Annotated in this window: 23 protein-coding genes; 12 read left to right on the forward strand and 11 right to left on the reverse strand. The window is 59.4% G+C overall.

What is annotated here, in order from left to right; genetic code table 11:
* Positions 1-66: 66 nt before the first annotated feature.
* From pncA to sppA, 3 genes are read right to left on the reverse strand one after another with little or no spacing between them, the layout of a single operon-like run.
* On the reverse strand, positions 67-708 hold the full coding sequence (pncA, locus tag QLG21_RS09245) for a bifunctional nicotinamidase/pyrazinamidase (protein ID WP_282484274.1): 642 nt from the start codon (positions 706-708) through the stop codon (positions 67-69).
* Between the two features lie 9 nt (positions 709-717).
* Positions 718-1,734: an asparaginase gene (gene ansA / locus QLG21_RS09250; RefSeq protein ID WP_006174816.1), complete on the reverse strand. Its 1,017-nt coding sequence runs from the start codon at positions 1,732-1,734 to the stop codon at positions 718-720.
* Between the two features lie 58 nt (positions 1,735-1,792).
* Entirely contained in the window at positions 1,793-3,649 is a 1,857-nt protein-coding gene (sppA, locus tag QLG21_RS09255) for a signal peptide peptidase SppA (protein ID WP_282484275.1), read from the reverse strand.
* 167 nt (positions 3,650-3,816) lie between these two features.
* Here sppA and QLG21_RS09260 point away from each other — a divergent pair, with 167 nt between their 5' ends.
* From QLG21_RS09260 to QLG21_RS09270, 3 genes are all read left to right on the forward strand, one after another.
* Positions 3,817-4,368, forward strand: a complete 552-nt coding sequence (locus QLG21_RS09260; protein ID WP_282484276.1) for an NAD(P)H nitroreductase — start codon at positions 3,817-3,819, stop codon at positions 4,366-4,368.
* 116 nt (positions 4,369-4,484) lie between these two features.
* Positions 4,485-5,528, forward strand: a complete 1,044-nt coding sequence (gene selD, locus QLG21_RS09265; RefSeq protein WP_058609057.1) for a selenide, water dikinase SelD — start codon at positions 4,485-4,487, stop codon at positions 5,526-5,528.
* 4 nt (positions 5,529-5,532) lie between these two features.
* Positions 5,533-7,446 carry a DNA topoisomerase III gene (locus QLG21_RS09270; RefSeq protein ID WP_058609056.1) on the forward strand — a complete coding sequence of 638 codons (1,914 nt, stop codon included), beginning with the start codon at positions 5,533-5,535 and terminating at the stop codon, positions 7,444-7,446.
* 91 nt (positions 7,447-7,537) lie between these two features.
* Here the strand turns inward: QLG21_RS09270 and gdhA are convergent, their stop codons facing one another.
* Positions 7,538-8,881, reverse strand: a complete 1,344-nt coding sequence (gene gdhA, locus QLG21_RS09275) for an NADP-specific glutamate dehydrogenase (RefSeq protein ID WP_058609055.1) — start codon at positions 8,879-8,881, stop codon at positions 7,538-7,540.
* A 227-nt stretch (positions 8,882-9,108) separates the two neighbouring features.
* On the opposite strand from gdhA, the gene QLG21_RS09280 reads away from it, so the two are divergent.
* Positions 9,109-9,381, forward strand: coding sequence for a YnjH family protein (locus QLG21_RS09280; protein ID WP_042319595.1), 273 nt, complete (start codon positions 9,109-9,111; stop codon positions 9,379-9,381).
* On the opposite strand, the gene QLG21_RS09285 is transcribed toward QLG21_RS09280, so the two are convergent.
* Positions 9,341-9,757 carry a pyrimidine (deoxy)nucleoside triphosphate diphosphatase gene (locus tag QLG21_RS09285; protein WP_280115135.1) on the reverse strand — a complete coding sequence of 139 codons (417 nt, stop codon included), beginning with the start codon at positions 9,755-9,757 and terminating at the stop codon, positions 9,341-9,343. The two genes, QLG21_RS09280 and QLG21_RS09285, sit on opposite strands and share 41 nt — an antisense overlap.
* Before the next feature lie 75 nt (positions 9,758-9,832).
* Between QLG21_RS09285 and QLG21_RS09290 the strand changes: the two genes are divergently transcribed.
* Together QLG21_RS09290 and QLG21_RS09295 are read left to right on the forward strand one after the other, a co-directional pair.
* The gene (locus QLG21_RS09290; RefSeq protein WP_137848410.1) at positions 9,833-10,402 is read left to right on the forward strand and encodes a carboxymuconolactone decarboxylase family protein; all 570 of its coding nucleotides are present in this window, start codon (positions 9,833-9,835) and stop codon (positions 10,400-10,402) included.
* Positions 10,395-11,012: a CDP-alcohol phosphatidyltransferase family protein gene (locus QLG21_RS09295; RefSeq protein ID WP_137848411.1), complete on the forward strand. Its 618-nt coding sequence runs from the start codon at positions 10,395-10,397 to the stop codon at positions 11,010-11,012. The genes QLG21_RS09290 and QLG21_RS09295 overlap by 8 nt, the downstream gene beginning before the upstream one ends.
* Here QLG21_RS09295 and QLG21_RS09300 read toward each other — a convergent pair.
* The 6 genes from QLG21_RS09300 to xthA all read right to left on the reverse strand — a co-directional run bounded on the left by QLG21_RS09300 (position 11,009) and on the right by xthA (position 17,190).
* Positions 11,009-12,316, reverse strand: coding sequence for a rhodanese-like domain-containing protein (locus tag QLG21_RS09300; RefSeq protein ID WP_137848412.1), 1,308 nt, complete (start codon positions 12,314-12,316; stop codon positions 11,009-11,011). The two genes, QLG21_RS09295 and QLG21_RS09300, sit on opposite strands and share 4 nt — an antisense overlap.
* A gap of 73 nt (positions 12,317-12,389) precedes the next feature.
* Complete coding sequence (locus tag QLG21_RS09305; RefSeq protein ID WP_137848413.1) at positions 12,390-13,010, reverse strand: ATP-binding cassette domain-containing protein; 621 nt, start codon at positions 13,008-13,010, stop codon at positions 12,390-12,392.
* Positions 13,010-14,545, reverse strand: coding sequence for a thiamine ABC transporter permease (locus QLG21_RS09310; RefSeq protein ID WP_137848414.1), 1,536 nt, complete (start codon positions 14,543-14,545; stop codon positions 13,010-13,012). The genes QLG21_RS09305 and QLG21_RS09310 overlap by 1 nt, the downstream gene beginning before the upstream one ends.
* Positions 14,518-15,687, reverse strand: coding sequence for an ABC transporter substrate-binding protein (locus QLG21_RS09315; protein WP_137848415.1), 1,170 nt, complete (start codon positions 15,685-15,687; stop codon positions 14,518-14,520). The genes QLG21_RS09310 and QLG21_RS09315 overlap by 28 nt, the downstream gene beginning before the upstream one ends.
* Before the next feature lie 6 nt (positions 15,688-15,693).
* A complete protein-coding gene (locus QLG21_RS09320) occupies positions 15,694-16,377 on the reverse strand; it encodes a TVP38/TMEM64 family protein (protein WP_137848416.1) in 684 nt (227 codons plus the stop codon).
* A 6-nt stretch (positions 16,378-16,383) separates the two neighbouring features.
* The gene (xthA, locus tag QLG21_RS09325; RefSeq protein ID WP_088207463.1) at positions 16,384-17,190 is read right to left on the reverse strand and encodes an exodeoxyribonuclease III; all 807 of its coding nucleotides are present in this window, start codon (positions 17,188-17,190) and stop codon (positions 16,384-16,386) included.
* A gap of 433 nt (positions 17,191-17,623) precedes the next feature.
* On the opposite strand from xthA, the gene QLG21_RS09330 reads away from it, so the two are divergent.
* The 6 genes from QLG21_RS09330 to spy all read left to right on the forward strand — a co-directional run bounded on the left by QLG21_RS09330 (position 17,624) and on the right by spy (position 24,479).
* Complete coding sequence (locus QLG21_RS09330) at positions 17,624-18,844, forward strand: aspartate aminotransferase family protein (RefSeq protein ID WP_006174831.1); 1,221 nt, start codon at positions 17,624-17,626, stop codon at positions 18,842-18,844.
* A complete protein-coding gene (gene astA / locus QLG21_RS09335) occupies positions 18,841-19,875 on the forward strand; it encodes an arginine N-succinyltransferase (protein ID WP_282484277.1) in 1,035 nt (344 codons plus the stop codon). The genes QLG21_RS09330 and astA overlap by 4 nt, the downstream gene beginning before the upstream one ends.
* The gene (astD, locus tag QLG21_RS09340; protein WP_137848419.1) at positions 19,872-21,359 is read left to right on the forward strand and encodes a succinylglutamate-semialdehyde dehydrogenase; all 1,488 of its coding nucleotides are present in this window, start codon (positions 19,872-19,874) and stop codon (positions 21,357-21,359) included. Before astA ends, astD begins: the two co-directional genes overlap by 4 nt.
* The gene (astB, locus tag QLG21_RS09345) at positions 21,346-22,671 is read left to right on the forward strand and encodes an N-succinylarginine dihydrolase (RefSeq protein WP_088207460.1); all 1,326 of its coding nucleotides are present in this window, start codon (positions 21,346-21,348) and stop codon (positions 22,669-22,671) included. Before astD ends, astB begins: the two co-directional genes overlap by 14 nt.
* 10 nt (positions 22,672-22,681) lie before the next feature.
* Positions 22,682-23,647, forward strand: coding sequence for a succinylglutamate desuccinylase (gene astE, locus QLG21_RS09350; RefSeq protein WP_282484278.1), 966 nt, complete (start codon positions 22,682-22,684; stop codon positions 23,645-23,647).
* 337 nt (positions 23,648-23,984) lie between these two features.
* Complete coding sequence (gene spy / locus QLG21_RS09355) at positions 23,985-24,479, forward strand: ATP-independent periplasmic protein-refolding chaperone Spy (protein ID WP_006174836.1); 495 nt, start codon at positions 23,985-23,987, stop codon at positions 24,477-24,479.
* The last annotated feature ends 203 nt before the right edge of the window (positions 24,480-24,682 follow it).

Raw genomic sequence — 24,682 nt, forward strand, 5'->3', positions numbered from 1 at the left:
GCCTTACCCGGCCTACTAAACAGAATCGTAGGCCGGGTAAGGCGCAGCCGCCACCCGGCTTAAAACCTACGCCTGTGTTTCCTGCCAGTCAGCCAGCGTATACAGCGTGGCACCTTCCGCCGCCATATCCATAAACGCCTGAGCGCTGTCCTGCGGCTGAATGTTCACGCCGCGACAGCCGTCGGTAATCACGCTGACGGTGTAGCCAAGCTGCAACGCATCCAGCACGGTGAACTTCACGCAATAATCCGTTGCCAGCCCCATAACGATCAGCTCGGTGATTTCATGGTGCCGCAGCCACGCGTACAGCGCCGTTTTCTGACGATGACCGTTGTCGAAAAAGGCGCTGTGGCTGTCGATGGCCGGGTTTTCCCCTTTTTGGAACACCGCATCAATGGCTTTCTGATTGAGCAGCGGGTGGAGCTCCGCGCCCTCGGTCTGCTGTACGCAGTGATCGGGCCAGAAGGTTTGCGCCAGTCCGTCCAGTTCACCCTGGCTGTAAGGCTCAGCGTTGTGCTGGCTGGCAAAGCTACCGTGTTTGGCCGGATGCCAGTCCTGGCTTGCCACTACCGCTTCGCCGCGTGCTTTACACCAGTCGATCAGCGTATTCGCCACGTCAACGGTGCTGTCGCCTTCCGCGACGGCGAGCGCGCCGCCCGCACAAAAATCATTTTGCAAATCGACCAGTAACAGAGCGCGTTGCTTCATAAAGCCTCCTTATTCGTCCGGGGTCAGTTCGCCGCGCAGGTTTTGCATCATTGCGCGGCGAATGGACGCTATGTCCAGATCCTGACTCAGTAAATAGTGAAGTTTAGTCAGCGTGGCCTCGACGGTCATATCAAAACCGCTAATAACGCCCGCATGGGCCAGCGCGTTGCCGGTGGCGTAGCCGCCCATATTCACCTTACCGGACATGCACTGGGTCAGGTTGACTACCACGATCCCGCGATCGCTTGCCTCCTGAAGCTCTTTCAGGAACTCACCGTTTTGCGGGGCATTACCCACGCCGTAGGAGCGCAGGATCAGCGCCTTCACCGGCTGGCGCAGGAAGTTGCGCACCACATCGGCCGAGATCCCCGGATAGATGGTGACCACGCCAATCGGCTGCGGCGTGATCGGGTGGACGATCAGCTCGCCTGCGGTATTGGGTGCCGGTGGGGTGCCAAGACGACGAATATGAATGCCCGCTTCAAGCAGCGGCGGCAGGTTGGGGGACGCAAACGCGTCGAAGCCATCCGCGTGCGCTTTCGTCGTGCGGTTGCCGCGATAGAGACGGTTATTGAAGAACAGGGACACTTCGTTAATCGGGTAGTTGGCCGCAACGTACAGGGAGTTAAGCAGGTTGATCTGCCCGTCCGAGCGCAGTTCCGCCAGCGGAATTTGTGAGCCGGTGACGATAACCGGTTTACTCAAATTCTCGAGCATAAACGAGAGCGCCGAGGCGGTGAAGGCCATCGTATCGGTGCCGTGCAGGATCACAAACCCATCGTAGTCGTCGTAATGGGCTTTGATGTCTTCCGCAATATGCTGCCAGTCTTCCGGCGTCATGTCGGAGGAGTCCATCAACGGCGCATACTCGTGAATGGTAAAGTCAGGCATTTCCGGGCGGTGGAACTCCGGCATCAGGGCAAGCTGACGCTGGAGATGGCCGGAGACCGGAATATAGCCGTTTTCGGAACGCTGCATACCAATGGTACCGCCGGTATAGGCGACGTAAATCGATTTCTTCTGCATGAGGTTGAATTCTGTTGCTTAAACGAAAAATCCCCTCTTCATGGAAGAGGGGACGAATTTAACGGACGTTAGCACAGGTCAGACAAAACGCGTAACGGCTTTGCGGGTCGTTAAAGGCCGCGAGTTTGTCGCTCTCCGCCTTCATCGCTTTTGCCGCAGTGGCGACAGGCGCAGGCAGATAAGCCTGCATCGCTTCAGGCAGCATCGCGCGCACGGAAACGGACATGCTGTTCATCACCATATCGAAGAACGATGGCTCGTCCTGATAATAGTCCACATGCCACTGCTTGAGTTTTGCCAGCTCTGCCGCTTTTTTCACGGCGTCATCGAAATCACCCAGGCTGTCTACCAGACCGTTGCTTTTCGCATCCTGACCGGTCCAGACGTGGCCTTGCGCAATCTGGTCAATCTGCTCTGGCGTTTTTTTACGGGAGTCTGCAACCAGGGTGATAAAGCGCTTGTACCCGTTCTCAATGCTGAGCTGCATCATTTCCGAAACTTCCGGTGGCAGGGACTTGGTCACCGAAACATCGGCCAGCGGTGAAGTGGCGACGCCATCGGTATGCACGCCGAGATAATCCAGGCTGTTTTCAACGGTGTTAATGACCCCGAAGATACCAATTGAGCCAGTCAGCGTGCTGGGGTTCGCCACGATGTAGTTCGCAGGCGTGGAGATCCAGTAGCCGCCGGATGCTGCCATTCCGCCCATCGAGACCACCACCGGCTTGCCTGCGGCACGCGCGGCGGCCAGCTCGGCGCGGATCACCTCAGAGGCGCTGACGCTGCCGCCTGGGCTGTTTACGCGCAGAACAATCGCTTTTACCTTCGGATCGAGGCGCGCATCGCGGATTTGTGATGCGGTCGTATCGCCGCCCACGTTCCCCGGCGTTTCCTGGCCGTCCATAATCGCGCCGTTAGCAAAGACCACCGCGATGCTGTCACCGCTGTCATCCGGTTTTTTCGCCGCGTAATCGTACATGCTGATGGCGCTGTAGTTTTTGTCCTCTTTACTCCAGCCAAACTGTTTGGTCAGCGCTTTTTCAACGTCAGCGCTTGAGCCGAGCGCATCGACCAGTTTGTTGTCGAGAGCATATTTGGCGGTATCACCGTCGGCCTTACGCAAGCCGTCCAGCACGCCCTGCGCGCCAGGGAAGACTTGTTCTTTGGTGATTTGACGGTTCGCGGCGATGGTTCCCAGATAGTTTTGCCACAGCTCGCCAATCCAGCGGCTGTCCGCTTCACGAGCCGCAGGCGACATATCGTCACGGATGAACGGTTCAACGGCAGATTTATAGGTGCCGACGCGGAAGACGTGGGTTGTGACTTTCAGCTTGTCGAGCAGCGATTTGTAGTATAGGCCGTTGGTCGCGAAGCCGTGCAGGTCAACCGTGCCCTGCGGCGAGAGCCAGATTTTATTGGCGAAGCTTGCCAGATAGTATTGCCCCTGGCTGTAGCTGTCGCCGACGGCAATCACCGGCTTACCGGCGTCACGGAATTCGCGCAGCGCTTTGCCGATGTACTGCATCGACGGCTGATCGGCCCCGGCAAAATCTTTCAGGTCGAGCACGATACCGGTGATGTTGCGGTCGTCTTTTGCCTGACGGATGGTGTCCACAATATCGAACAGGGAGTTTTCCTGCAGGCGGTCGGAGGTTGCGCCAAACAGCTGGCGGCCAATCACGCCCAGGCGGTTGCTGGTGGATGGTTTATCCACGATCACCCCGGTGATATCAAGCAGCAGCGCACCGCGCGTTGCATGCTGTGCCTGGCTTGTGCTGCTGATGTGCATCCAGATGCCTACGCAAACCAGCACCAGGAAGATGAAGAAAATGTTCATCACCAGGTTGCGGACGAAGTTGAGCAGTCGCCACGTCCATTTAAAGAAACCGGCAAAGATTCGCCAAAGGGTTCGCATGTATTCTCCCTAACCAGAAAATGACTGTTTCCGTCGACACGAGACGGCAATGTGGGGTTATCGTAATGACCCAACCGCCTCTTGTCAGCAGGAATCGCCTGCCGCGCTGTAACAAAATCTGCTGCCGTGTTAATTTTGTGAGCAAATTTCAAGACAGGAGTTAACCAATGGACGCACTTGAACTGCTCGTTAACCGTCGTAGCGCTTCCCGCCTGGCCGAACCGGCCCCTGTGGGGGAGCAGCTGGAAAATATTTTGCGTGCCGGCCTGCGTGCGCCGGATCATGGCACCCTTCAGCCGTGGCACTTCTTTATTATTGAAGGTGAAGGACGCGAGCGCTTCAGCGCCCTGCTGGAAAAAGGGGCCGTGGCAGCAGGTCAGGATGAGAAGGGCATCGAGAAAGCGCGCAGCGGGCCATTCCGCGCACCAATGATTATCGCCGTAGTGGCGAAATGCCAGCCTGACCATAAAGTGCCCGTCTGGGAGCAGGAGATGTCCGCGGGCTGCGCGGTCATGGCGATGCAAATGGCCGCGCTTGCCCAGGGCTTTAACGGCATCTGGCGTACCGGTCCGCTGACCGAAAGTGCCGCCGTCCGCGAGGGGTTATCCTGCGGTGAGCATGATAAAATTGTCGGTTTACTCTATCTCGGCACGCCGCAGCTTAAAGCCTCCAGCAGCATAAACGTGCCGGATACCTCGCCTTTCGTCAGCCGTTTTTAATTCCCCGCGCTAAACTGTCTGGATTCTGAGCATCCGCCGCAGAATTCAGACAGTCATACTTACCTCTTTATGGAATGAGCGCTACCATAGCGCGATTGCAATGACAGGAGATGTCCATGAGCGAGCAAACCATTCGTTTAACGCAATACAGCCACGGAGCCGGTTGCGGTTGTAAAATTTCCCCGAAGGTGCTGGAAACCATCCTGCACAGTGAGCAGGCGAAGTTTGTCGACCCGAACCTGCTTGTCGGCAACGAAACGCGTGACGATGCAGCGGTATATGACCTGGGGAACGGCACCAGCATTATCAGCACCACCGATTTCTTTATGCCGATTGTCGATAACCCGTTTGATTTCGGGCGCATTGCGGCCACCAACGCCATCAGCGATATCTTCGCGATGGGCGGCAAGCCGATCATGGCGATTGCGATCCTGGGCTGGCCGATCAACACCCTTGCGCCGGAAATTGCCCGCGACGTAATCGAAGGCGGACGTTTTGCCTGTCAGCAGGCGGGTATTGCGCTGGCGGGAGGGCACTCTATCGATGCGCCGGAGCCGATTTTTGGTCTGGCCGTGACGGGCGTGGTGCCGACCGAGCGCGTGAAGCGCAACAGCACCGCGCAGGCGGGCTGCAAACTGTTCCTCACCAAGCCGCTGGGCATTGGCGTGCTGACCACCGCCGAAAAGAAATCGCTGCTCAAGCCGGAGCATATCGGTCTGGCAACGGAAGTGATGTGTCAGATGAACCTGGCCGGTGCGGCGTTTGCCAACATCGACGGGGTGAAAGCCATGACCGACGTCACCGGCTTTGGCCTGCTCGGTCACCTGAGCGAAGTGTGTCAGGGCGCAGGCGTGCAGGCGCAGGTCTGGTATCAGGACGTGCCGAAGCTGCCGGGCGTGGAAGAGTACATTGCGCAGGGCGCGGTACCGGGCGGTACGCAGCGTAACTTCGCCAGCTACGGTCATCTGATGGGTGAGATGCCTGAGGCGTGGCGCGACCTGCTGTGCGATCCGCAAACCTCCGGCGGCCTGCTGCTGGCGGTCACGCCGGAAGCAGAAGCGGATGTACAGGCGACCGCCGCTGAGTTTGGCATCACCCTGACGGCGATCGGCGAGCTGGTTACCGCCCGCGGTGGCCGTCCGATGATTGAGATCCGTTAATTCGATGCGGTTGTTTATTGCCGAAAAGCCAAGTCTGGCCCGAGCCATTGCCGATGTGCTGCCTAAACCGCATCGCAAAGGCGACGGCTTTATCGAATGCGGAAACGGGCAGGTGGTGACCTGGTGTATCGGTCACCTGCTCGAGCAGGCGCAGCCGGACGTCTATGACAGCCGCTATGCCCGCTGGAACCTCAATGACCTGCCCATCGTGCCGGAAAAATGGCGGTTGCAGCCCCGTCCCTCGGTGACCAAACAGCTCAACGTCATCAAGCGCTTCCTGCATGAGGCGTCTGAAGTCATCCACGCGGGTGACCCTGACAGGGAAGGGCAACTGCTGGTGGACGAGGTGCTGGATTATCTTGAGCTGGCCCCGGAAAAACGCCAGCAGGTGCAGCGCTGCCTGATCAACGACCTCAACCCGCAGGCGGTGGAGCGTGCAATTACGCGTCTGCGCGCCAACAGCGAATTTATCCCGCTGTGCGTCTCGGCGCTGGCGCGTGCGCGTGCGGACTGGCTCTATGGCATCAATATGACCCGCGCCTACACCATTCTCGGGCGCAACGCGGGTTATCAGGGCGTGCTCTCCGTCGGGCGCGTTCAGACGCCGGTACTGGGGCTGGTGGTACGGCGTGATGAAGAGATCGAAAACTTCGTCGCCAAAGATTTCTTCGAAGTGAAAGCGCACATCGTTACCCCGAAGGACGAACGGTTTACCGCCGTCTGGCAGCCGAGTGATGCGTGCGAATCTTATCAGGACGAAGAGGGGCGACTGCTGCACCGTCCGCTGGCGGAGCACGTCGTTAACCGCATTACCGGTCAGCCCGCTATCGTCACCAGCTATAACGATAAACGGGAATCAGAACCCGCGCCGCTGCCGTTTTCGCTCTCTGCCCTGCAGATTGAGGCCGCCAAACGCTTTGGCCTGAGCGCGCAGAACGTGCTGGACATCTGCCAGAAACTCTACGAAACCCATAAACTTATCACCTATCCGCGTTCGGACAGCCGTTATCTGCCGGAAGAACATTTTGCCGGGCGTCACGCGGTGATGAACGCGATTGGCGTCCACGCGCCGGACCTGCTGCCGCAGCCTGCTGTGAACCCGGATACCCGTAACCGCTGCTGGGACGATAAAAAGGTGGATGCCCACCACGCCATCATCCCGACGGCGCGCACCAGCAACGTCAATCTCACGGAAAACGAGTCAAAGGTCTATAACCTGGTGGCCCGTCAGTACCTGATGCAGTTCTGCCCGGATGCGGTATTCCGCAAATGTGTGATTGAACTCGACATCGCCAAAGGCAAATTTGTCGCTAAAGCGCGTTTCCTGGCGGAAGCGGGCTGGCGCACGCTGCTGGGCAACAAAGAGCGTGACGAAGAAAACGACGGCACGCCGCTGCCGGTGGTGGCAAAAGACGATGAACTGTTGTGTGAGAAAGGCGAAGTGGTGGAGCGTCAGACCCAGCCGCCGCGTCATTTCACCGATGCGACGCTGCTGTCGGCGATGACCGGTATCGCGCGTTTTGTGCAGGACAAAGATCTGAAGAAGATCCTGCGGGCCACCGACGGACTGGGGACGGAAGCGACCCGCGCGGGGATCATCGAGCTGCTGTTTAAACGCGGCTTCCTCGAGAAAAAAGGGCGCTACATTCATTCAACGGAACCGGGCAGGGCGTTGATCCACTCCCTGCCGGAGCTGGCTGCGAGGCCGGACATGACCGCGCACTGGGAATCGGTGCTGACGCAAATCAGTGAAAAGCAGTGCCGCTATCAGGACTTTATGCAGCCACTGGTCGGGACGCTGTATCAGTTGATCGACCAGGCGCGCAGCACGCCGGTGAAGCGCTTCCGGGGAATGGTTGCGCCAGGCGGCGGCGCGAAGAAGCCGTTTAAAAAGAAAAAGAGCGCGGCAGCCTCTTAAACCGTAGGCCGGGTAAGGCGCAGCCGCCTGCCAAAAAAAGCCCGGTGGCGCTAACGCTTACCGGGCCTCTACGGCGATTCGGCCTGAAATCTTAAATCACACCCTGCCCAATCATCGCATCCGCCACCTTCACGAAACCGGCGATATTGGCACCGCGCACGTAGTTGGTCTGGGATGCCTCACCGCCGTACTCCACGCAGGCGTGATGGATATCCAGCATGATGTGATGCAGGCGCGCGTCGACTTTCTCCGCTTTCCAGCCCATACGCGCGGCGTTTTGCGCCATCTCCAGGCCGGAGGTGGCAACCCCGCCCGCGTTCGCGGCTTTTCCTGGCGCAAACAGCACGCCCGCGTCCAGGAACAGGTCCGTTGCCTCAATGGTGGTTGGCATGTTTGCGCCTTCTGCCACCGCCTTCACGCCGTTGCCAATCAGGGTACGCGCAGCGTCCACGTCCAGTTCGTTCTGCGTGGCACACGGCAGCGCGATATCCACCGGCACTGACCACGGCTGTTTGCCTTCGAGATAGGTCAGGCCAAACTCGCGGGCATAATCGGCCACGCGCCCGTCGCGGCTGGCTTTGATTTCGCACAGGCGAGCCAGCTTCTCAGCCGTAAAGCCTGCTTCGTCCACCACGGTACCGCTGGAGTCAGAGGCCGTAATAACGCGTGCGCCAAACTGCATCGCTTTTTCAATCGCATACTGCGCCACGTTGCCGGAGCCGGAGACGGCCACGCGCATACCTTCAAACCCTAAACCGTGGCGTTTGAGCATCGCTTCGGTGAAGTAGACCAGGCCGTAGCCGGTCGCTTCCGGGCGGATCAGGCTGCCGCCAAACGACAGGCCTTTACCGGTAAAGACGCAGGCGCTGTTGTTGGAGAGCTTTTTCATCATGCCGGCCATAAAGCCGACCTCGCGACCGCCCACGCCGATATCACCGGCTGGCACGTCGGTGTCCGGACCAAGATGACGATACAGCTCGGTCATCAGCGCCTGGCAGAAGCGCATGACTTCACCTTCGCTTTTGCCTTTTGGATCGAAATCGCTGCCGCCTTTACCCCCGCCCATCGGCAGGGTGGTCAGGGCGTTTTTGAAGGTCTGCTCAAAGCCAAGGAACTTCAGAATGGAAAGGTTGACGGAAGGGTGGAAGCGCATCCCGCCCTTAAACGGCCCGATGGCGGAGTTAAACTGCACGCGCCATGCGCGGTTAACCTGCACCTGATTGCGATCGTCTACCCACGTCACGCGAAACTGGATCACGCGCTCTGGCTCTACCAGACGTTCCAGCAGGGACAGTTGACGATAGCGCGGATTCGCTTCAAGGAAAGGCCACAGGGTGGTCATGACTTCACGAACGGCCTGCGCGAACTCGCTCTGATGCGGGTCGCGCTGTTGAACATGGGTAAGGAAACTGTCCAGAGAGCGTGTCTGATCCATAGATATAAGAACCTCTTATAATCGTTTGTATAATGGCTTATGCGATTTGTGTTGTTTTTTCGACTATACCACCCGCACGGCCCGCCGAGGCAAGCGGAAATTTGTCGCGAAAGGGAAATTCATTATCCGCCTCGGGTCATAATAAAAAACGATGATGAGATAAATTAAAGGTTCGGCCCGGGTTTACCGTTATAGTCATTATCAGGACACAACAGGAAGAACCGTCTATGAACCGTTATATCGCCACTGCCTTACTCGCGCTTCTGTCCGCAACGGCGCAGGCCGACCGTATTCGCCCGGACGTGGAGGTAAACGTCCCGCCAGAGGTGTTCAGCTCCGGGGGGCAGCGTGCGCAGCCCTGTAACCAGTGCTGCATCTATCAGGATCAAAACTACTCGGAAGGCGCGGTCGTTAAAGCGGACGGCGTGCTGTTGCAGTGCCAGCGCGATGAACGCACTATCAGCACGAACCCGCTGGTCTGGCGGCGCGTAAAAGCATAAAGGCCTCAAGCAGAGGGATATCCGCAGGTGCAAGGGCGTAGCGCAAGGCCTCCTCGGGAGAGCACCACGCCAGCGCGCTGTGATAGTGTGCGGTGAGTTCTCCGCGCCAGGCGGGAACATGCCAGGCATGCAGATGGATAATCCGCTGCGACACTTCACGCTGGTGGCTGGCGACATATACCCCCGGTTCGGCGTCGATACCCAACTCTTCGCGCAGCTCGCGGATCAACGCCTGAGGCTGGGTTTCACCGGCCTCGACTTTGCCGCCCGCGAATTCCCACATCCCGGGCTGATCGGCATGTGGCGGTCGCTGGGCCAGTAAAATTTTGTCGTCTTTTTCGATAATTGCCGCAACGACATCGACTATTTTCAGCATGGTCATCAATGATTGGTAAAGAAAAACGACATATTATCGTGCCCTTTGAAAGAGTCCAGTCATCAGGAGAAGCAGGTGAAAGAGACAACCACCTGGGTTGCACCCGTCAAAAACCTTCCCGTCAGCCTAAAACCGATTGCCGCCATGCAGAAGAAACACTTCGGCGCGGTGCTGAACCCCACGCGCTGGTGGGCGCGCATGCCGCCTCTGTTTTGGCTGGTGGCGCTGTTTGTCGGTTTTCTTGAACGGCGCAAGGCGCGCCTCAGCCCGGTGCTCCGTTCTCTGCTGATGACCCGCGTCTCCCAGCTTTGCCACTGCGCATTCTGTATTGATGCCAACAGCCTGCGCCTGGCCGAGCGTGCGGGAGCGCTGGATAAAGCACAGGCTGTCAGCGACTGGTACCATTCTGCGCTGTTCAGCGAGGAGGAGCGCGCCGCGCTGGCGTATGCCGAGGCGGTAACGGCTACGCCGCCTCGGGTGGATGATGAGCTCAAACAGCGTCTGCATCGCCACTTTTCCGATGCGGCCATCACCGAGATGACGGCGCTGATCGCCTTCCAGAATCTGTCAGCCCGCTTCAATGCCGCCCTGGAGATTCCGTCCCAGGGGCTGTGCGCCATCGTTAAAGAGACCCCCCATGCTTGATCGCCACCTGCACCCGCGCATCAAACCGATGTTGAACACGCTCGTCGCCGCACTAGACAAGCCTTTTATTACGCCAGATGGCGTAACCCTGGTCGGGTTTGCGGTGGGGGTACTGGCGCTGCCGTTTCTGGCGCTGGGCTGGTACCCGGCGGCACTGTTTGCCATTCTGGTAAACCGGCTTATGGATGGACTGGACGGTGCGCTGGCGCGCCGCAGAGGGCTGAGTGATGCTGGAGGATTTCTTGATATCGCGCTCGATTTTCTGTTCTACGCGCTGGTGCCGTTTGGCTTTGCCCTTGCCGCGCCTGCAGAAAATGCGCTGGCCGCCGCCTGGCTGCTGTTCGCCTTTATCGGTACCGGCAGCAGCTTTCTGGCGTTTGCCGCGCTGGCGGCGAAGCACAACATTGATAACCCGGGCTATGCGCACAAGTCGTTTTACTATATTGGCGGGTTAACGGAAGGAACGGAGACTATCGCGCTGTTCGTGCTGTGCTGCCTGTTCCCGGCACACTTCACGCTGTTTGCGTGGGTATTCGGCGCGTTGTGCTGGCTGACCACCACAACGCGCATCTGGAGCGGCTACGTGACGCTGAAGTCACTTATCCGCTAGCGAACGCTTTCAGGCCCGCGCTCACCGGTGACGATCGGGTTTTTCGGATCGGCACTCCATTCGTACCAGCCGCCGTCGTATACGGCGACGTTTTTCCAGCCCATTGCGCGCGCGTACATGAAGGTTTCTGACGCGCGCCAGCCGGTACCGCAGTAGAACGCCACGTGCTGATCCGGCAGGATGTTCCACGTTTTCCACATGGCGGCAATGTCATCGGCGCTGCGCATGGTGCCGTCCGGGTTATGGAAGTCTTCCATGTGCGTAGCGTCGCTGCCCGCATGGCCCCAGCGTGCCCCGGCGATTTCACCTTTTGGCTTGATGTAGCTGTAGCCGCTGGTTTCGCCGATAAACTCCGGCCATGAACGAATACTCACCAGCGAAGCGTCCTGGCGATGCAGCATCCCTCTGGCCTGTTCCATATCCACCATCAGCTGAGGCTGGCCGGGGATCGGTGCGCCAAAGTCAGGCGCGGGTTTGACCTTCGCAGGCATACCACGCTCTACGGGCAGCCCCGCATCGGACCATGTTTTCCAGCCGCCATCGAGAATGCGCACATCCTTCACGCCGGCGTACAGCATGATTTGCGCCACGCGCGCGGCGGCGTACACGTCGCGACCATACAGAATCACGGTGGTGTCATGACGGATACCGTTTTTGGCCAGCAGCGCTTTCAGCTTGTCGTCCGACACTTTGTTCCACAGCGGCTCGCTTTCCACATCGTTGGTGTCAATGTAGCCCGCGCCGGGAATGTGGCTCAGCAGGTAGAGCTTCGGCGCGCCCCAGGCGGCTTCAACTATTTTCCAGTCGCCCGCCGGGGCGGCAGTGACGGGCTTACCCTGCTGCAAATTATGGATCCACTCGGGATAGACCAGTTGCTCAAAATGCGGCAAACGTTGCAGACGATCGGCGTGCGTCAGGGCATCGCTCAGCAATGACACGTGGGTAAAGCCCGCTTTTTCCAGGCGCGCTTGTACGGCCTGATTGTCACTGTCGCTGCCGTAGAGGGCAATCGCCGTGGCGGGTGTCAGATGGTGCTGTTTCGCCCAGGCGCTGAGCTGGTCATCGCTCATCGCCCCAAGCCAGGATGCCGAAAGGTTCAGGGCGGCAGGCTCATGCCCGGAGGATGCACCCGGCGTCTGCGGCCAGCCGTTATAAAATGCACTCGGGCGGGTATCGATCGCCGCGCCATGCTGTTGCTGAAGCTGGGCGAGGGTCAGTGAAGTGGCCATATCAGCCGCAACGGAGGAGAAAGAGGCGAGGCCGCAAAGCAGGGCCAGCGCGGTCAGTTGAGAAACACGTTTCATCGTAAAACCTGACGTCAGTAAAAGAGTGCGCCATTGTCCTCTCTCCGGTTACAAAAAACATTGCGTTAGCACATTATTGCCAGCGGGAAAGCGCAATCACCTCACCGTCAGGCGGGATGTCCTCTTCATCGTGGGTAACCAGCACCACCGGAATATTGCGGGTGCGAACGGCATCAAAGACCCATTCCCGAAAAGATTCCCTCAGCGCCTTGTCGAGGCGGCTGAACGGCTCATCAAGCAGCAGGGCCTGCGGTTCGGCGAGCAGGGCGCGCAGCAGGCTTACTCTGGCGCGCTCCCCGCCAGAAAGCGTAGCCGGATCGCTGGCGTAGCGGTGCGCCATACCGGCAGACGCCAGCGCCTGCTGGACGGCCTCGCGCCGGGCGCGTCCGGCGATCCGGGCCGGGAGGGCCAGCATCAGATTTTGCCCGACGCTAAAGTGATCGAACAGCAGGGCATCCTGAAACAGAATGCCCAGCCCACGCTGTTCCACGGGCAGGGTATCGCAGCGGCGGCCATTCAGCCACAGTTCGCCGCGCGCCTGAAAATCGGCTGACAGCGCGCCCACCATCCAGGAAAACAGCGTCGATTTCCCGCAGCCGGAGGGGCCCATCAGCGTGACGATGTGCCCTGGCGGGACGCAGAAACTGACCTGCCGAAAAAGCGGCTCAATGGTGAGGTTGTCTATTTTCAGCACTAGCGTAGTCCTTTGCGGTAGCGGCCTGCGAGCCGGGATAACAGCGCGGCGGCAGCAAATATACTGCCGGTGACCAGCAGCAGGCCCAGCGCCAGGTTTGCCAGCACCGGGACACTGCCGCCGCTGCCGAGTGCGACGGCCTCGGTGGTCAGCGTGGCGTAGCGCCCCGCACCCAGCCAGAGCGTCGGCATGTATTGCGCCATGCTCACCGAAAAGCCCGTGGCAAACGCCAGCAGGGCAGGCCGGATCAGCAGGGGGCATTTCAGCAGAACAAAAATTTTAGTCCGACGCCAGCCGAGCGTTTTGGCCGTCAGGATCAGCCTCGGGTCAAGCCTGCGCCACGCGGGTTGCAGAATCAGCAACATCCACGGCACCACCCACAAAAGGTGGCCCCACAGGACGGCGGTATACTGTCCGTCCATCCCCAGTCGTAGCGCAAGGTCATACTGGCCGGAAACCAGCGGCAGTGCGGGAAGCGCCAGCGGAAGCCACACCCACAACGCGCGGCGTTGCGGCCCCCATTCGAGCCAGAAAAAAATGATGACCAGCGCCAGCAGGCTGGATAGCAGGCCAAGCGACAGGCTGGTGGTGTAGAGGGCAAGGTCGACCTCGCGATAGCGCGCCAGCATCACCAGCACCGCGGCGCAAAGCACGCCGCAGCCGGGCAGAAACCCGGCCCCCGCGCTGAGGGGGAGTCGGGCGTGTGATGCCCGCCGTATGCCGGACAAATCCGGCAGCGTGCGCCGCCAGGTATTCCAGATGCCATAGCCCATCGCGGCCAGTACGGCCAGCAGCACCAGCAGGATCACGCACAGCAGCGTTCCTTTCACCTGCTGCTGGGCATCGCCCTGGCTCAGCCAGTGCCACGCCAGCACCGCCAGTGTCGGCGGGTTGCCTGGCCCCAGAACGATGGCGACATCGACCACGGAGAGCGACCAGGCGAGCACGGCCAGCATTACGGCGCCCAGCGCAGGGGCAATGGTCGGCAGGATCAGCAGACGCAGCGTCTGCAGGCGGCCATAGCCGAGGGTCTGTAACACCAGTTTTTGCTGCGCAAGCGGGTGCTCAGACAGTACGGCGTACAGCATCCACAGCACAAACGCGCTCTCCTTGACGGCAAGCGTCAGCCCAAGGCCGATCCCGTACCGGTCCATCTGCGCGGTACACAGCGCGCAAATTTGATAGAAGAGGCCGCCTTCAGCAAAGGTCAGCAGCACGCTGGTGGCGAAGGCCACGTGAGGAATGGCTAAAAGCCACGGCAGGCGGCTGCTCAACTGCCGCCAGCGCTCGCCGGGCCAGAGAAGTGTCACCAGGCTCAGGGCGATAAACAACGCGCCGAGCGTGGCAATCAATGCCGAGACCAGCGTGGCGGCCAGTGCCTGCGGCAACTGGGGATCGCTCATCAGCGACAGCCAGTTGTCGGGGCTGAACGCCGGCGCCAGCAGTAAGCCCGCCGCCGGGAGCATCGGCAGATAGATGACCGCCATCGCCAGCCAGACCAGGGCGCTTAACGCGTGCCGTAGCGGCGCAGCCATTCCTGCTCCAGTGCGTTAACCCAGGCGGCATGCGGCTCGGCAAGCATTGCGGGCAGGCCCGCAGGCGTGTGTGCGGCAAGCCTCTGCGCTGCTTTTGCGGGAAGGGTACGGGCATCGAGGACGCTCGGATCGCCCCAGATTGCCGGATCGGCCTTGCGGATCTGCGCCTCTGGAGAGAGCAGGAAATTGGCGACCACTTTCGCGCCTGCGCCCGAGCGGGCGTTGGCCGGTATGGCGACAAAATGAACGTTGCCGATCGTGCCGTCGCGAAAACCGAAGCTGTAGCTATCGTCAGGCAGTTCGCCGCTGGCAACCTTTTGCCGGGCGTGCGCCGGGTTGAAGGTCAGCGAGAGGTTCAGGCTGCCGCTGGCGAGCAGCGCGTCCATGCGCGCGGGCGACGGCGGGAAATCTTTCCCTTCGCGCCACAGCAGCGGATGCAGCTGGTCGAGATAGCGCCACAGCGGGGCGGTGACCTCGGCAAAGGTATCATCGGGGGCGTTGCGCAGTGCCTCAGGCCGTGGGGTGAGCGTCAGGAGCAACTGCTCCAGAAACGCAGTACCGGTAAAATCCGGCGGACGCGGATAGCTGATTTTACCCGGATGCTGCCGGGCGTAATCCAGCAGGGCCTGAGGATCTTCCGGCGGCACGGGCATGCTGGCTTTGCGGGCGATAAAGGTCAGCTGCGCGCCGCCCCACGGCGATTCTGCGCCCTCGGTCGGGATGGCAAAATCTTCGGTCACCGGTTTGCGGGTATCGACATAGCGCCAGTTTGGCAGCGCCTGCGCCCACCCGGTTTGCAGCAGGTTAGCCTCTTTCAGCGTGCGGAAGTTTTCGCCGTTCACCCACAGCAGATCAACCGAGCCGCGGGTGGTGCGTCCGGCGGCATGCTCGGTCTGAATGCGTTTCACCGCATCGGCGGCATCCGCCAGATGCACGATCTTAAGGGTGATGGCGTAATGCGTTTTCATTTCGTCGCTCACCCAGTCAAGGTAGCGATTCACCGCGGGGTCGCCGCCCCAGGCATTAAACCAGACGGTCTGGCCCTGGGCCTCGTGCTGGAGGGTTTGCCAGTCGTCGGTGGCAAAGACGGGGGCCGCCATCAGCAGGCCGGTAAGAAACGCGCAAAAACGCACACGGCGCATAATGCCTCACTTTTTTGATGAAAGGGGATAACGAGAAAACAGCCAGCGGGTAACCAGCGGCAATAACCCCAGTAGTGTAAGGGCGAATACCAGGCCTGGCGACAGAATATCGCCAGGCCTGGTCAGTTTTCCCAGCTCGCGCCCGGCATTAAGAAAGATAGCCGTGGCGGGCAGCATCGCAAGCTGGCTTATCCACCAGTAGCGCCGCACGCTGAGATGCGTCAGCCCCATCAGCAGATTAACCAGGAAAAACGGGAACAGCGGCATCAGGCGCAGGGCGAAAAGATAGCGCGCGCCATCGCGGTCCATACCCGCATTAATCGTGGACATCTGCCGGGCAAAGCGCTGCTGGACCCACTCACGTAACACGTAGCGGCTGGCAAGCATCGCCAGCGTAGCCCCGAGCGTCGAGGCAAACGAGACCAGCACCAGGCCTTCCCCCAGGCTGAACAGCGCCCCGCCGAGCAGCGTCAGGATCGCCGCGCCGGGGATCGAGAGCGCCGACACCAGCGTATAGATCGCAAAAAAGAGCGCAGCACTTTGCAGCGGTGCCTGTGCTTTCGCCGCGAGCAGCGACTGGTGGTGGGTTTGTATGGCGTTCAGGGAGAGCACGCCCGGTGGAAGCCAGGCCCACGCCAGCGCAAATGCGCCCAGAAGGGCGCACAGGAAAAGCGTTTTACGAATGTTCACACAGAATTACAGCTTAAATTTCGCCCACACCGGCGCGTGGTCAGACGGCTTTTCCATACCGCGGATGTCGTAGTCGATCCCGGTTTCGATGCAGCGCTCGGCCAGCGGCGCGCTTGCCAGCAGCAGGTCAATGCGCAGGCCACGGTTGTCATCAAAGCCTTTTGAGCGGTAGTCAAACCACGAGAAACGATCCTGCGTGTCCGGGTTGGCGGCGCGGAAGGTATCCACCAGGCCCCAGCCCATCAGGCGATCCATCCACTCGCGTTCTTCCGGCAGGAATGAACATTTGCCGGTGCGCAGCCAGCGCTTACGGCTCTCTTCACCAATGCCGATATCCAGATCGGTCGGGCTGATGTTGACATCGCCCATGATCAGCACCGGGTTCTCTTTGTTCAGTTCAGTTGTCAGGTAGTCCTGCAGATCCTGATAGAACTTCGCTTTAGCCGGGAACTTGGTCGGATGGTCGCGGCTTTCGCCCTGCGGGAAGTAGCCGTTGATCACCGTGATATTGCCAAGCGGGGAGGGGATCTCCGCCATGATGATGCGACGCTGCGCTTCACCGTCATCGCCCGGGAAGCCGCGGCGCACGGAAACCGGTGTCTCTTTGGTCAGCAGCGCCACGCCGTAGTGACCTTTCTGGCCGTGATAAAAGACGTTGTAGCCCAGTTTCGCCACCTCTTCGAGGGGGAACATATCGTCGTGAACTTTTGTCTCCTGCAGGCCAATAACATCAGGCTGATGTTGCTCAACAATCGCTTCAAGCTGGTGTGGGCGGGCGCGCAGGCCGTTGATATTAAAAGAGACAAATTTCATAGTCGCTGCCAGTGCAAGGTGAATAGTGCAGGGATGGTAGCAGAATTTTGGCCCGCTGTTAGCGGGTTTGACCAATAACTGCGACAGAGGCTCCCGACGGTGCAATTTTTGCACCATTCTGAGGCGCGTTGCCCTGATGCAGGGCGAAAACGGTCAGGAAATTTCGCGAGCGATCACAATTCCAGAATTATATTTGGCCTATGCATACTCTTTCTGGTTTTCATACCGCCGGATGCCGCTTTGCGTAAAAATATTCACTTTTTATGCATTAACAGTGAATAACTCCCTATCGCAACTCCTTGATATTGTGTCCTCCAGACCCGTTTATGCATTTTTATCGCTGGCTGGCACGAACTCTGCAATCTACATTCACAGTGCAAACACTCAATTATTTAACATTTAAACAACCTTTTATTTACCGGATGAGGTCGCTATGTCTCTGTCAATTACGCGTGAAAATTTTAATGAATGGATGATGCCGGTTTACGCTCCGGCGGCTTTTATTCCGGTACGTGGGGAAGGTTCGCGCCTGTGGGATCAGCAGGGCAAAGAGTATATCGATTTTGCCGGTGGCATTGCGGTAAATGCGCTGGGCCATGCTCACCCGGCGCTGCGCCAGGCGCTGAATGACCAGGCGGCAAAGTTCTGGCATACCGGCAATGGCTACACCAACGAGCCGGCGCTGCGGCTGGCGAAAAAGCTGATCGACGCGACCTTTGCTGAAAAAGTGTTTTTCTGCAACTCGGGAGCAGAAGCGAATGAGGCAGCGCTGAAGCTGGCGCGCAAATACGCCCACGATAAGTTTGGGGCGCACAAGAGCGGCATCGTGGCGTTTAAAAATGCTTTCCACGGACGCACGCTGTTCACCGTCAGCGCGGGCGGCCAGCCCTCTTACTCGCAGGATTTCGCGCCGCTGCCGCCGGACATCCGTCACGCCAGCTATAACGATTTGCAGTCGGCCAGCGAACTGATTAACGATTCCACCTGCGCGGTGATTGTCGAACCGATGCAGGGCGAAGGCGGTGTGCTCCCGGCGCAACAGGCGTTTTTACAGGGGCTGCGCGAGCTGTGTGACCGCCATAACGCGGTGCTGATTTTCGACGAAGTGCAGACAGGCGTTGGCCGCACCGGCGAGCTGTATGCCTACATGCACTACGGCGTGACGCCGGACGTGCTCTCCACGGCCAAAGCGCTGGGCGGCGGGTTCCCGGTGGGGGCGATTCTGACGACCGATAAATTCGCCAGCGTGATGACCGTCGGCACCCACGGGACGACGTACGGCGGTAACCCGCTCGCCTCAGCCGTCGCCGGGCAGGTGCTGGACATCATTAATACGCCGGAGGTGCTGAACGGCGTCAAGCAGCGCCACGACTGGTTTGTAGAACGTCTTACCGCCATTAACGCTAAGACCGGCCTGTTTAAAGAGATCCGCGGCCTGGGGCTGTTGATTGGCTGCGAACTCGCGCCTGAGTTTGCCGGGAAAGCGAAGCTCATCTCGCAGGAAGCGGCAAAACTGGGCGTGATGGTACTGATTGCCGGTGCCAACGTGGTGCGATTCGCGCCCGCGCTGATCGTGACCGAAGAGGAGATCCGCACCGGGCTGGATCGCTTCGCACTGGCCTGCGAACAGGTGAAATCCGGGGTGTCATCATGATGGTTATCCGTCCCGTTGAGCACGGCGATCTCGCCGGGCTCATGCAGCTTGCCGGTAAGACAGGGGGCGGGCTGACCTCGCTGCCTGCCGATGAAACTACGCTGTCGGCGCGCATCGAGCGCGCCCTGCAAACCTGGCAGGGGACGTTGCCAAAAAGCGAACAGGGTTACGTGTTCGTGCTGGAAGATACTGACACCGGCACCGTGGCCGGGATTTGCGCCATCGAAGTGGCCGTCGGGCTAAACGGCCCGTGGTACAACTACCGCGTTGGCACCATGGTTCACGCCTCAAAAGAGCTGAATGTCTATAACGCGCTGCCGACGCTGTTTCTTTGTAACGACCACACCGGTAGCAGCGAGCTGTGCACGCTGTTCCTCGATCCGCAGTGGCGCAAAGAGGGCAACGGTTATCTGCTGTCCAAATCGCGCTTTATGTTTATGGCCGCGTTTCGCGACCGCTTCAATGAAAAAGTGGTCGCCGAGATGCGCGGCGTGATCGACGAGAAAGGCTACTCGCCGTTCTGGGAAAGCCTGGGCGAGCGCTTCTTCTCGATGGAGTTCAGCCGGGCGGATTACCTTTGCGGCACCGGGCAGAAAGCGTTTATCGCCGAGCTGATGCCAAAGCATCCTATTTATACCCATTTCCTCAGCCCGCAGGCGCAGGCGGTGATTGGCGAAGTTCATCCGCAAACCGCGCCTGCCCGCGCGGTGCTGGAGAAAGAAGGTTTCCGCTATCGTAACTACGTCGACATCTTTGACGGCGGGCCGACGCTGGAATGCGATATCGATCGCGTGCGCGCGATCCGTAAAAGCCGCCTGGTGACGGTGGCCGAAGGCCAGCCCGCACCCGGCGAATGGCCTGCCTGTATGGTCTCGAACGAGCAGGATGAAAATTTCCGCGCCATGCTGGTGCGCACCAACCCGAAATGCGAGCGCCTGATATTGACGGCGGCGCAACTTGATGCCCTGAAATGTAACCCTGGCGACAAGGTTCGCCTGGTGCGACTTTGCCCTGAGGAGAAAACAGCATGACTTTATGGATTAACGGCGACTGGATCACGGGCGAAGGCGAACCGCGCGTTAAAACTAACCCGGTGGGAAAAGAGGTGCTCTGGCAGGGTAACGATGCCAGCTCGGCGCAGGTGGAACAGGCGTGCCACGCGGCACGCCGTGCCTTTCCGGCCTGGGCGAAGCAGCCGTTTTCGGCACGCCAGTCCCTCGTTGAAAAATTTGCCGCGCTGCTGGATGCCAACAAAGCCGAGCTGACGCGGATCATTGCCGCCGAAACCAGTAAACCGCGCTGGGAAGCCGCCACCGAAGTGACGGCGATGATCAACAAAATCGGCATCTCGGTGAAGGCCTACCATACGCGCACCGGCGAGCAGCACACCGGGATGCCCGACGGTGCCGCTACGCTGCGCCATCGTCCGCACGGCGTGCTGGCGGTTTTTGGCCCGTATAATTTCCCCGGCCATCTGCCGAACGGTCATATCGTGCCCGCGCTGCTGGCGGGGAATACCGTTATCTTCAAACCGAGTGAGTTAACGCCCTTAACCGGCGAAGCGGTGGTAAAACTCTGGGAGCAGGCCGGGCTGCCGCCGGGCGTGCTTAACCTGGTGCAGGGGGGTCGTGAAACCGGTCAGGCGCTGAGCGCGCTGAACGATATTGACGGCCTGCTGTTTACCGGCAGCGCCGGAACGGGCTATCAACTGCATCGCCAGCTCGCCGGTCAGCCGGAGAAGATCCTGGCCCTGGAGATGGGCGGCAATAATCCGCTGATCGTCGACGATCCGGATGATATTGACGCCGCGGTACATCTGACGATCCAGTCCGCCTTTATTACCGCCGGGCAGCGCTGCACCTGCGCGCGCCGTCTGCTGGTGAAACGCGGGGCGCAGGGCGATGCGTTTCTAACGCGGCTGGTAGAGGTGTCCGCGCGTCTGGTTCCCGGGCGCTGGGATGCCGAACCGCAGCCGTTTATGGGCGGGCTGATCTCCGTGCAGGCGGCACAAAATGTGCTTAACGCCTGGCAGGAGCAGAAGGCCCGCGGCGGCAAAACGCTGCTGGAGCCGCGCCTGATCGAGCCGGGGACGTCGTTGCTGTCGCCGGGCATTATTGAGATGAGCGGTGTTAGCAGCGTGCCGGACGAAGAGGTCTTTGGGCCACTGCTGTGCGTCTGGCGTTACGACGCGTTTGACGACGCCATTGAGATGGCGAACAACACCCGCTATGGACTGTCGAGCGGGCTGATCTCACCCCAGCGCGAGAAATTTGAACAGCTGCTGTTAGAGGCGCGTGCAGGCATCGTCAACTGGAACAAACCGCTCACCGGGGCCGCCAGCACCGCGCCGTTTGGCGGTGTCGGGGCATCGGGCAACCATCGCGCCAGCGCATGGTATGCGGCAGATTACTGCGCGTGGCCGATGGCAAGCCTCGAAACGCCGACGCTAACGCTGCCGGAGACCCTTAATCCAGGGCTGGACTTCACTCAGGGAGACCGCCATGAAAGCGCGTGAAGTTAACTTTGACGGACTGGTGGGGCTGACGCACCACTATGCCGGGCTGTCGTTTGGGAATGAAGCCTCGACGAAGCACCGCTTTCAGGTGTCGAATCCTAAACTGGCGGCAAAGCAGGGCTTGCTGAAAATGAAAGCCCTGTCGGACGCCGGGTTTCCACAGGCGGTGATCCCGCCGCAGGAGCGACCGAACGTCACGGTTCTGCGCCAGCTCGGGTTCAGCGGCAGCGACGAGCAGGTGGTCGAGAAAGCGGGAACGCAAACGCCGCACCTGCTCTCTGCCGCCAGCTCGGCCTCCTCGATGTGGGTAGCAAATGCGGCTACCGTTGCGCCGTCGGCGGATACGCTGGATGGCAAAGTGCATTTTACGGTGGCGAACCTTAACAACAAATTTCACCGGGCCACCGAAGCCGACACCACCGAGCGCGTGCTGCGCGCCATCTTCAACCATGATGGCCATTTCAGCGTGCATCAGGCGCTGCCGCAGGTGGCGATGTTCGGTGACGAAGGGGCGGCCAACCATAACCGTCTGGGCGGTGATTACGGCGAGCCTGGCCTGCAGCTCTTTGTCTATGGCCGGGAAGAGGGTGGACATGCAGCGCCTTCGCGCTACCCTGCGCGACAGACGCTGGCAGCGAGCCAGGCGGTCGCGCGTCTGAACCAGGTGAATCCCTCACAGGTGCTGTTTGCCCAGCAGAATCCCCGCGTGATTGACCAGGGTGTATTCCACAACGACGTGATTGCCGTATCCAACCGTCAGGTACTCTTTTGTCACGAAGAGGCGTTTGCCCATCAGGACAGACTGCTCTCCACGCTGCGCGAGAAAGTGCCAGGATTTATGGCGATTCAGGTTCCCGCGCAGGCGGTGAGCGTGAAGGATGCGGTCGAAACGTACCTCTTTAATAGCCAGCTCCTGAGCCGTGACGACGGCAGCATGATGCTGGTGCTGCCGCAGGAGTCGCATAACCACGACGGCGTGTGGCGCTACCTTAACCAGCTGGTGAAGGCCGACAACCCGATCGATGAACTGCGCGTGTTTGACCTGCGCGAAAGCATGGCCAACGGCGGCGGGCCGGCCTGTTTACGCCTGCGGGTGGTGTTAACCCCAACGGAAATGCAGGCCGTGAACCCGGCGGTCATGATGAATGACGCGCTGTTTGAAGCGCTCAACAACTGGGTGGATCGTTACTACCGTGACCGGCTGACGCATGCCGATCTGGTTGACCCGCAGCTGTTGCGCGAAGGTCGCGAGGCGCTGGACGATCTGACGACGATCCTGCGCCTCGGCTCTGTTTATCCGTTCCAGCGCTAAAGGAGAGGAAATGGAAACATTACTGGCGCTGACGCTGGCCGGGGAAACACCCGCGCAGAAGAAGGGAGAAGGCCCGTCGTTTAACTGGCAGTGGCACGGGGAAGGCGTACTCGAACTGATGCCGCATGCCGACAGCAAACGTTCGCTTTTGCTCTCGGCTGGCATTCACGGCAATGAAACCGCGCCGGTCGAGATTGTCGACCTGCTGCTGCACGCGCTCTTTCGCGGTGAGATCGCTCTGCAAAACCGTCTGCTGGTGGTGCTTGGCAACCCGCCCGCGCTGGCAGAAAACAAACGCTACCTGACAAGCGACATCAACCGCATGTTTGGCGAGCGCTGGTCGCAGTTCACTGAGTGCGGGGAAACGGCGCGCGCAGCCTGGCTGGAAGGCGTTGTGGCCGCGTTTTTTGCCACGCAGGGAGAAGAACGCTGGCATCTGGATCTGCATACGGCGATCCGCGCCTCCTGGCACATGCGTTTTGGCGTACTGCCGCAGCGCAGCCAGCCGTGGGATGAAGCCTTCCTCACCTGGCTCGGCGATGCTGGCCTTGAGGCGTTAGTTTTCCATCAGACGCCGGGCGGCACCTTCACCCATTTCACCTGTGAACGTTTTGGCGCGCTGGCCTGCACGCTGGAGCTGGGAAAAGCGTTGCCGTTTGGTCACAACGATCTGACGCATTTTGCCGCCACCCATCAGGCGCTGCGGGCGCTGCTCGGCGGCACGCCGCTGGCACATGCGCCCGGGCCGGTGGAGCGCTATCGGGTGGTGCAGCAGATCACCCGGCGTAGCGAGGCGTTCCGGCTGCACATGCCAGCGCATACCCTGAATTTCACGCCGTTTCGCCAGGGAGTATTGCTGGCCGAGGACGGCGAGGAGCGTTATGAGGTGCGCCAACGCACGGAGTATGTGTTATTCCCCAATCCCGCCGTTGCATTGGGCCTGAGAGCCGGACTGATGCTGGAAAAAATGACCTGACAGTATCCCCCTCTCTTTGCGGAGAGGGGCGCTGAACATTATTTTCTTAGCGATTCACGTGATTGCCATTATTTTGCAGATTATTCCTGGTGAACTGCTTTCAAAATAATCACGACTTCGATATACTTCTTCATAATCTCTTTAAAATCATTCTGTTGAATATTTTTGTTTCATCTCTCCACGCTTTTTCCTTAATTCCTCCACAATTGGCGATAAAGTGTTTTTTACACTTTCATTGTTTTACCGTTGCTCTGACTAATTGACGATAAACCCCGTAAAGTTAATCTCGTCAACACGGCATAGCGCCGAAGAATAACTGAAAGAAAGGAAATAAATTATGCGTAAATTCACTGCACTGTTTGTTGCTTCTACCCTGGCTCTGGGCGCTACCAGCATGGCCTTCGCCGCAGATACCGCGACCACTACCGCTGCTGCGCCAACCGAAGGCAAAATGATGATGCATCATAAAGGCAAGCCGGGTATGCACCACGATATGATGTTTAAAGATCTGAACCTGACCGATGCGCAGAAGCAGCAGGTTCGCGACATCATGAAAAGCCAGCGCGACCAGATGAAGCGTCCGCCGCTGGAAGAACGCCGCGCAATGCATGACATCATTGCCAGCGACAGCTTCGATAAAGCGAAAGCTGAAGCGCAAATCGACAAGATGGCCGAACAGCATAAAGCCATGATGCTGTCCCGTATGGAAACCCAGAATAAGATCTACAACATTCTGACGCCGGAACAGAAAAAACAATTTAATGCCAATTTTGAGAAGCGTCTGACAGAACGTCACGCGCCGGACGCTAAAATGCCAACACCAGCCGAATAACAGGCTCACACACTTAAGACCGCCGGGATCCTGTCCACAAAGCACAATTGCTGTGGACAGGACCGGCGGTTTTTTCTTTCATCCTCCTCTTGCCTGCCGCCAGAAGCGCGGTATTCTCCTGTTGTCGCTCCAGAGAAAATGTAAAAGAGTCATGGCGTTATATTTTTTATCAACGTCCGCCTAAGGCATGTCTGCTCTGCTGC

This window comes from Enterobacter sp. V87_3 (assembly GCF_029967835.1).
In the GTDB taxonomy this organism is placed as follows: Bacteria; Pseudomonadota; Gammaproteobacteria; order Enterobacterales; family Enterobacteriaceae; genus Enterobacter; species Enterobacter cancerogenus.

Bases quoted from the DNA above. Each gene is read 5' to 3' on its own strand.
- pncA (WP_282484274.1), bottom strand. From the start codon at position 708: ATGAAGCAACGCGCTCTGTTACTGGTCGATTTGCAAAATGATTTTTGT.
- ansA (WP_006174816.1), bottom strand. From the start codon at position 1,734: ATGCAGAAGAAATCGATTTACGTCGCCTATACCGGCGGTACCATTGGT.
- sppA (WP_282484275.1), bottom strand. From the start codon at position 3,649: ATGCGAACCCTTTGGCGAATCTTTGCCGGTTTCTTTAAATGGACGTGG.
- QLG21_RS09260 (WP_282484276.1), top strand. From the start codon at position 3,817: ATGGACGCACTTGAACTGCTCGTTAACCGTCGTAGCGCTTCCCGCCTG.
- selD (WP_058609057.1), top strand. From the start codon at position 4,485: ATGAGCGAGCAAACCATTCGTTTAACGCAATACAGCCACGGAGCCGGT.
- QLG21_RS09270 (WP_058609056.1), top strand. From the start codon at position 5,533: ATGCGGTTGTTTATTGCCGAAAAGCCAAGTCTGGCCCGAGCCATTGCC.
- gdhA (WP_058609055.1), bottom strand. From the start codon at position 8,881: ATGGATCAGACACGCTCTCTGGACAGTTTCCTTACCCATGTTCAACAG.
- QLG21_RS09280 (WP_042319595.1), top strand. From the start codon at position 9,109: ATGAACCGTTATATCGCCACTGCCTTACTCGCGCTTCTGTCCGCAACG.
- QLG21_RS09285 (WP_280115135.1), bottom strand. From the start codon at position 9,757: ATGCTGAAAATAGTCGATGTCGTTGCGGCAATTATCGAAAAAGACGAC.
- QLG21_RS09295 (WP_137848411.1), top strand. From the start codon at position 10,395: ATGCTTGATCGCCACCTGCACCCGCGCATCAAACCGATGTTGAACACG.
- QLG21_RS09300 (WP_137848412.1), bottom strand. From the start codon at position 12,316: ATGAAACGTGTTTCTCAACTGACCGCGCTGGCCCTGCTTTGCGGCCTC.
- QLG21_RS09310 (WP_137848414.1), bottom strand. From the start codon at position 14,545: ATGGCTGCGCCGCTACGGCACGCGTTAAGCGCCCTGGTCTGGCTGGCG.
- QLG21_RS09315 (WP_137848415.1), bottom strand. From the start codon at position 15,687: ATGCGCCGTGTGCGTTTTTGCGCGTTTCTTACCGGCCTGCTGATGGCG.
- xthA (WP_088207463.1), bottom strand. From the start codon at position 17,190: ATGAAATTTGTCTCTTTTAATATCAACGGCCTGCGCGCCCGCCCACAC.
- QLG21_RS09330 (WP_006174831.1), top strand. From the start codon at position 17,624: ATGTCTCTGTCAATTACGCGTGAAAATTTTAATGAATGGATGATGCCG.
- astA (WP_282484277.1), top strand. From the start codon at position 18,841: ATGATGGTTATCCGTCCCGTTGAGCACGGCGATCTCGCCGGGCTCATG.
- astD (WP_137848419.1), top strand. From the start codon at position 19,872: ATGACTTTATGGATTAACGGCGACTGGATCACGGGCGAAGGCGAACCG.
- astB (WP_088207460.1), top strand. From the start codon at position 21,346: ATGAAAGCGCGTGAAGTTAACTTTGACGGACTGGTGGGGCTGACGCAC.
- astE (WP_282484278.1), top strand. From the start codon at position 22,682: ATGGAAACATTACTGGCGCTGACGCTGGCCGGGGAAACACCCGCGCAG.
- spy (WP_006174836.1), top strand. From the start codon at position 23,985: ATGCGTAAATTCACTGCACTGTTTGTTGCTTCTACCCTGGCTCTGGGC.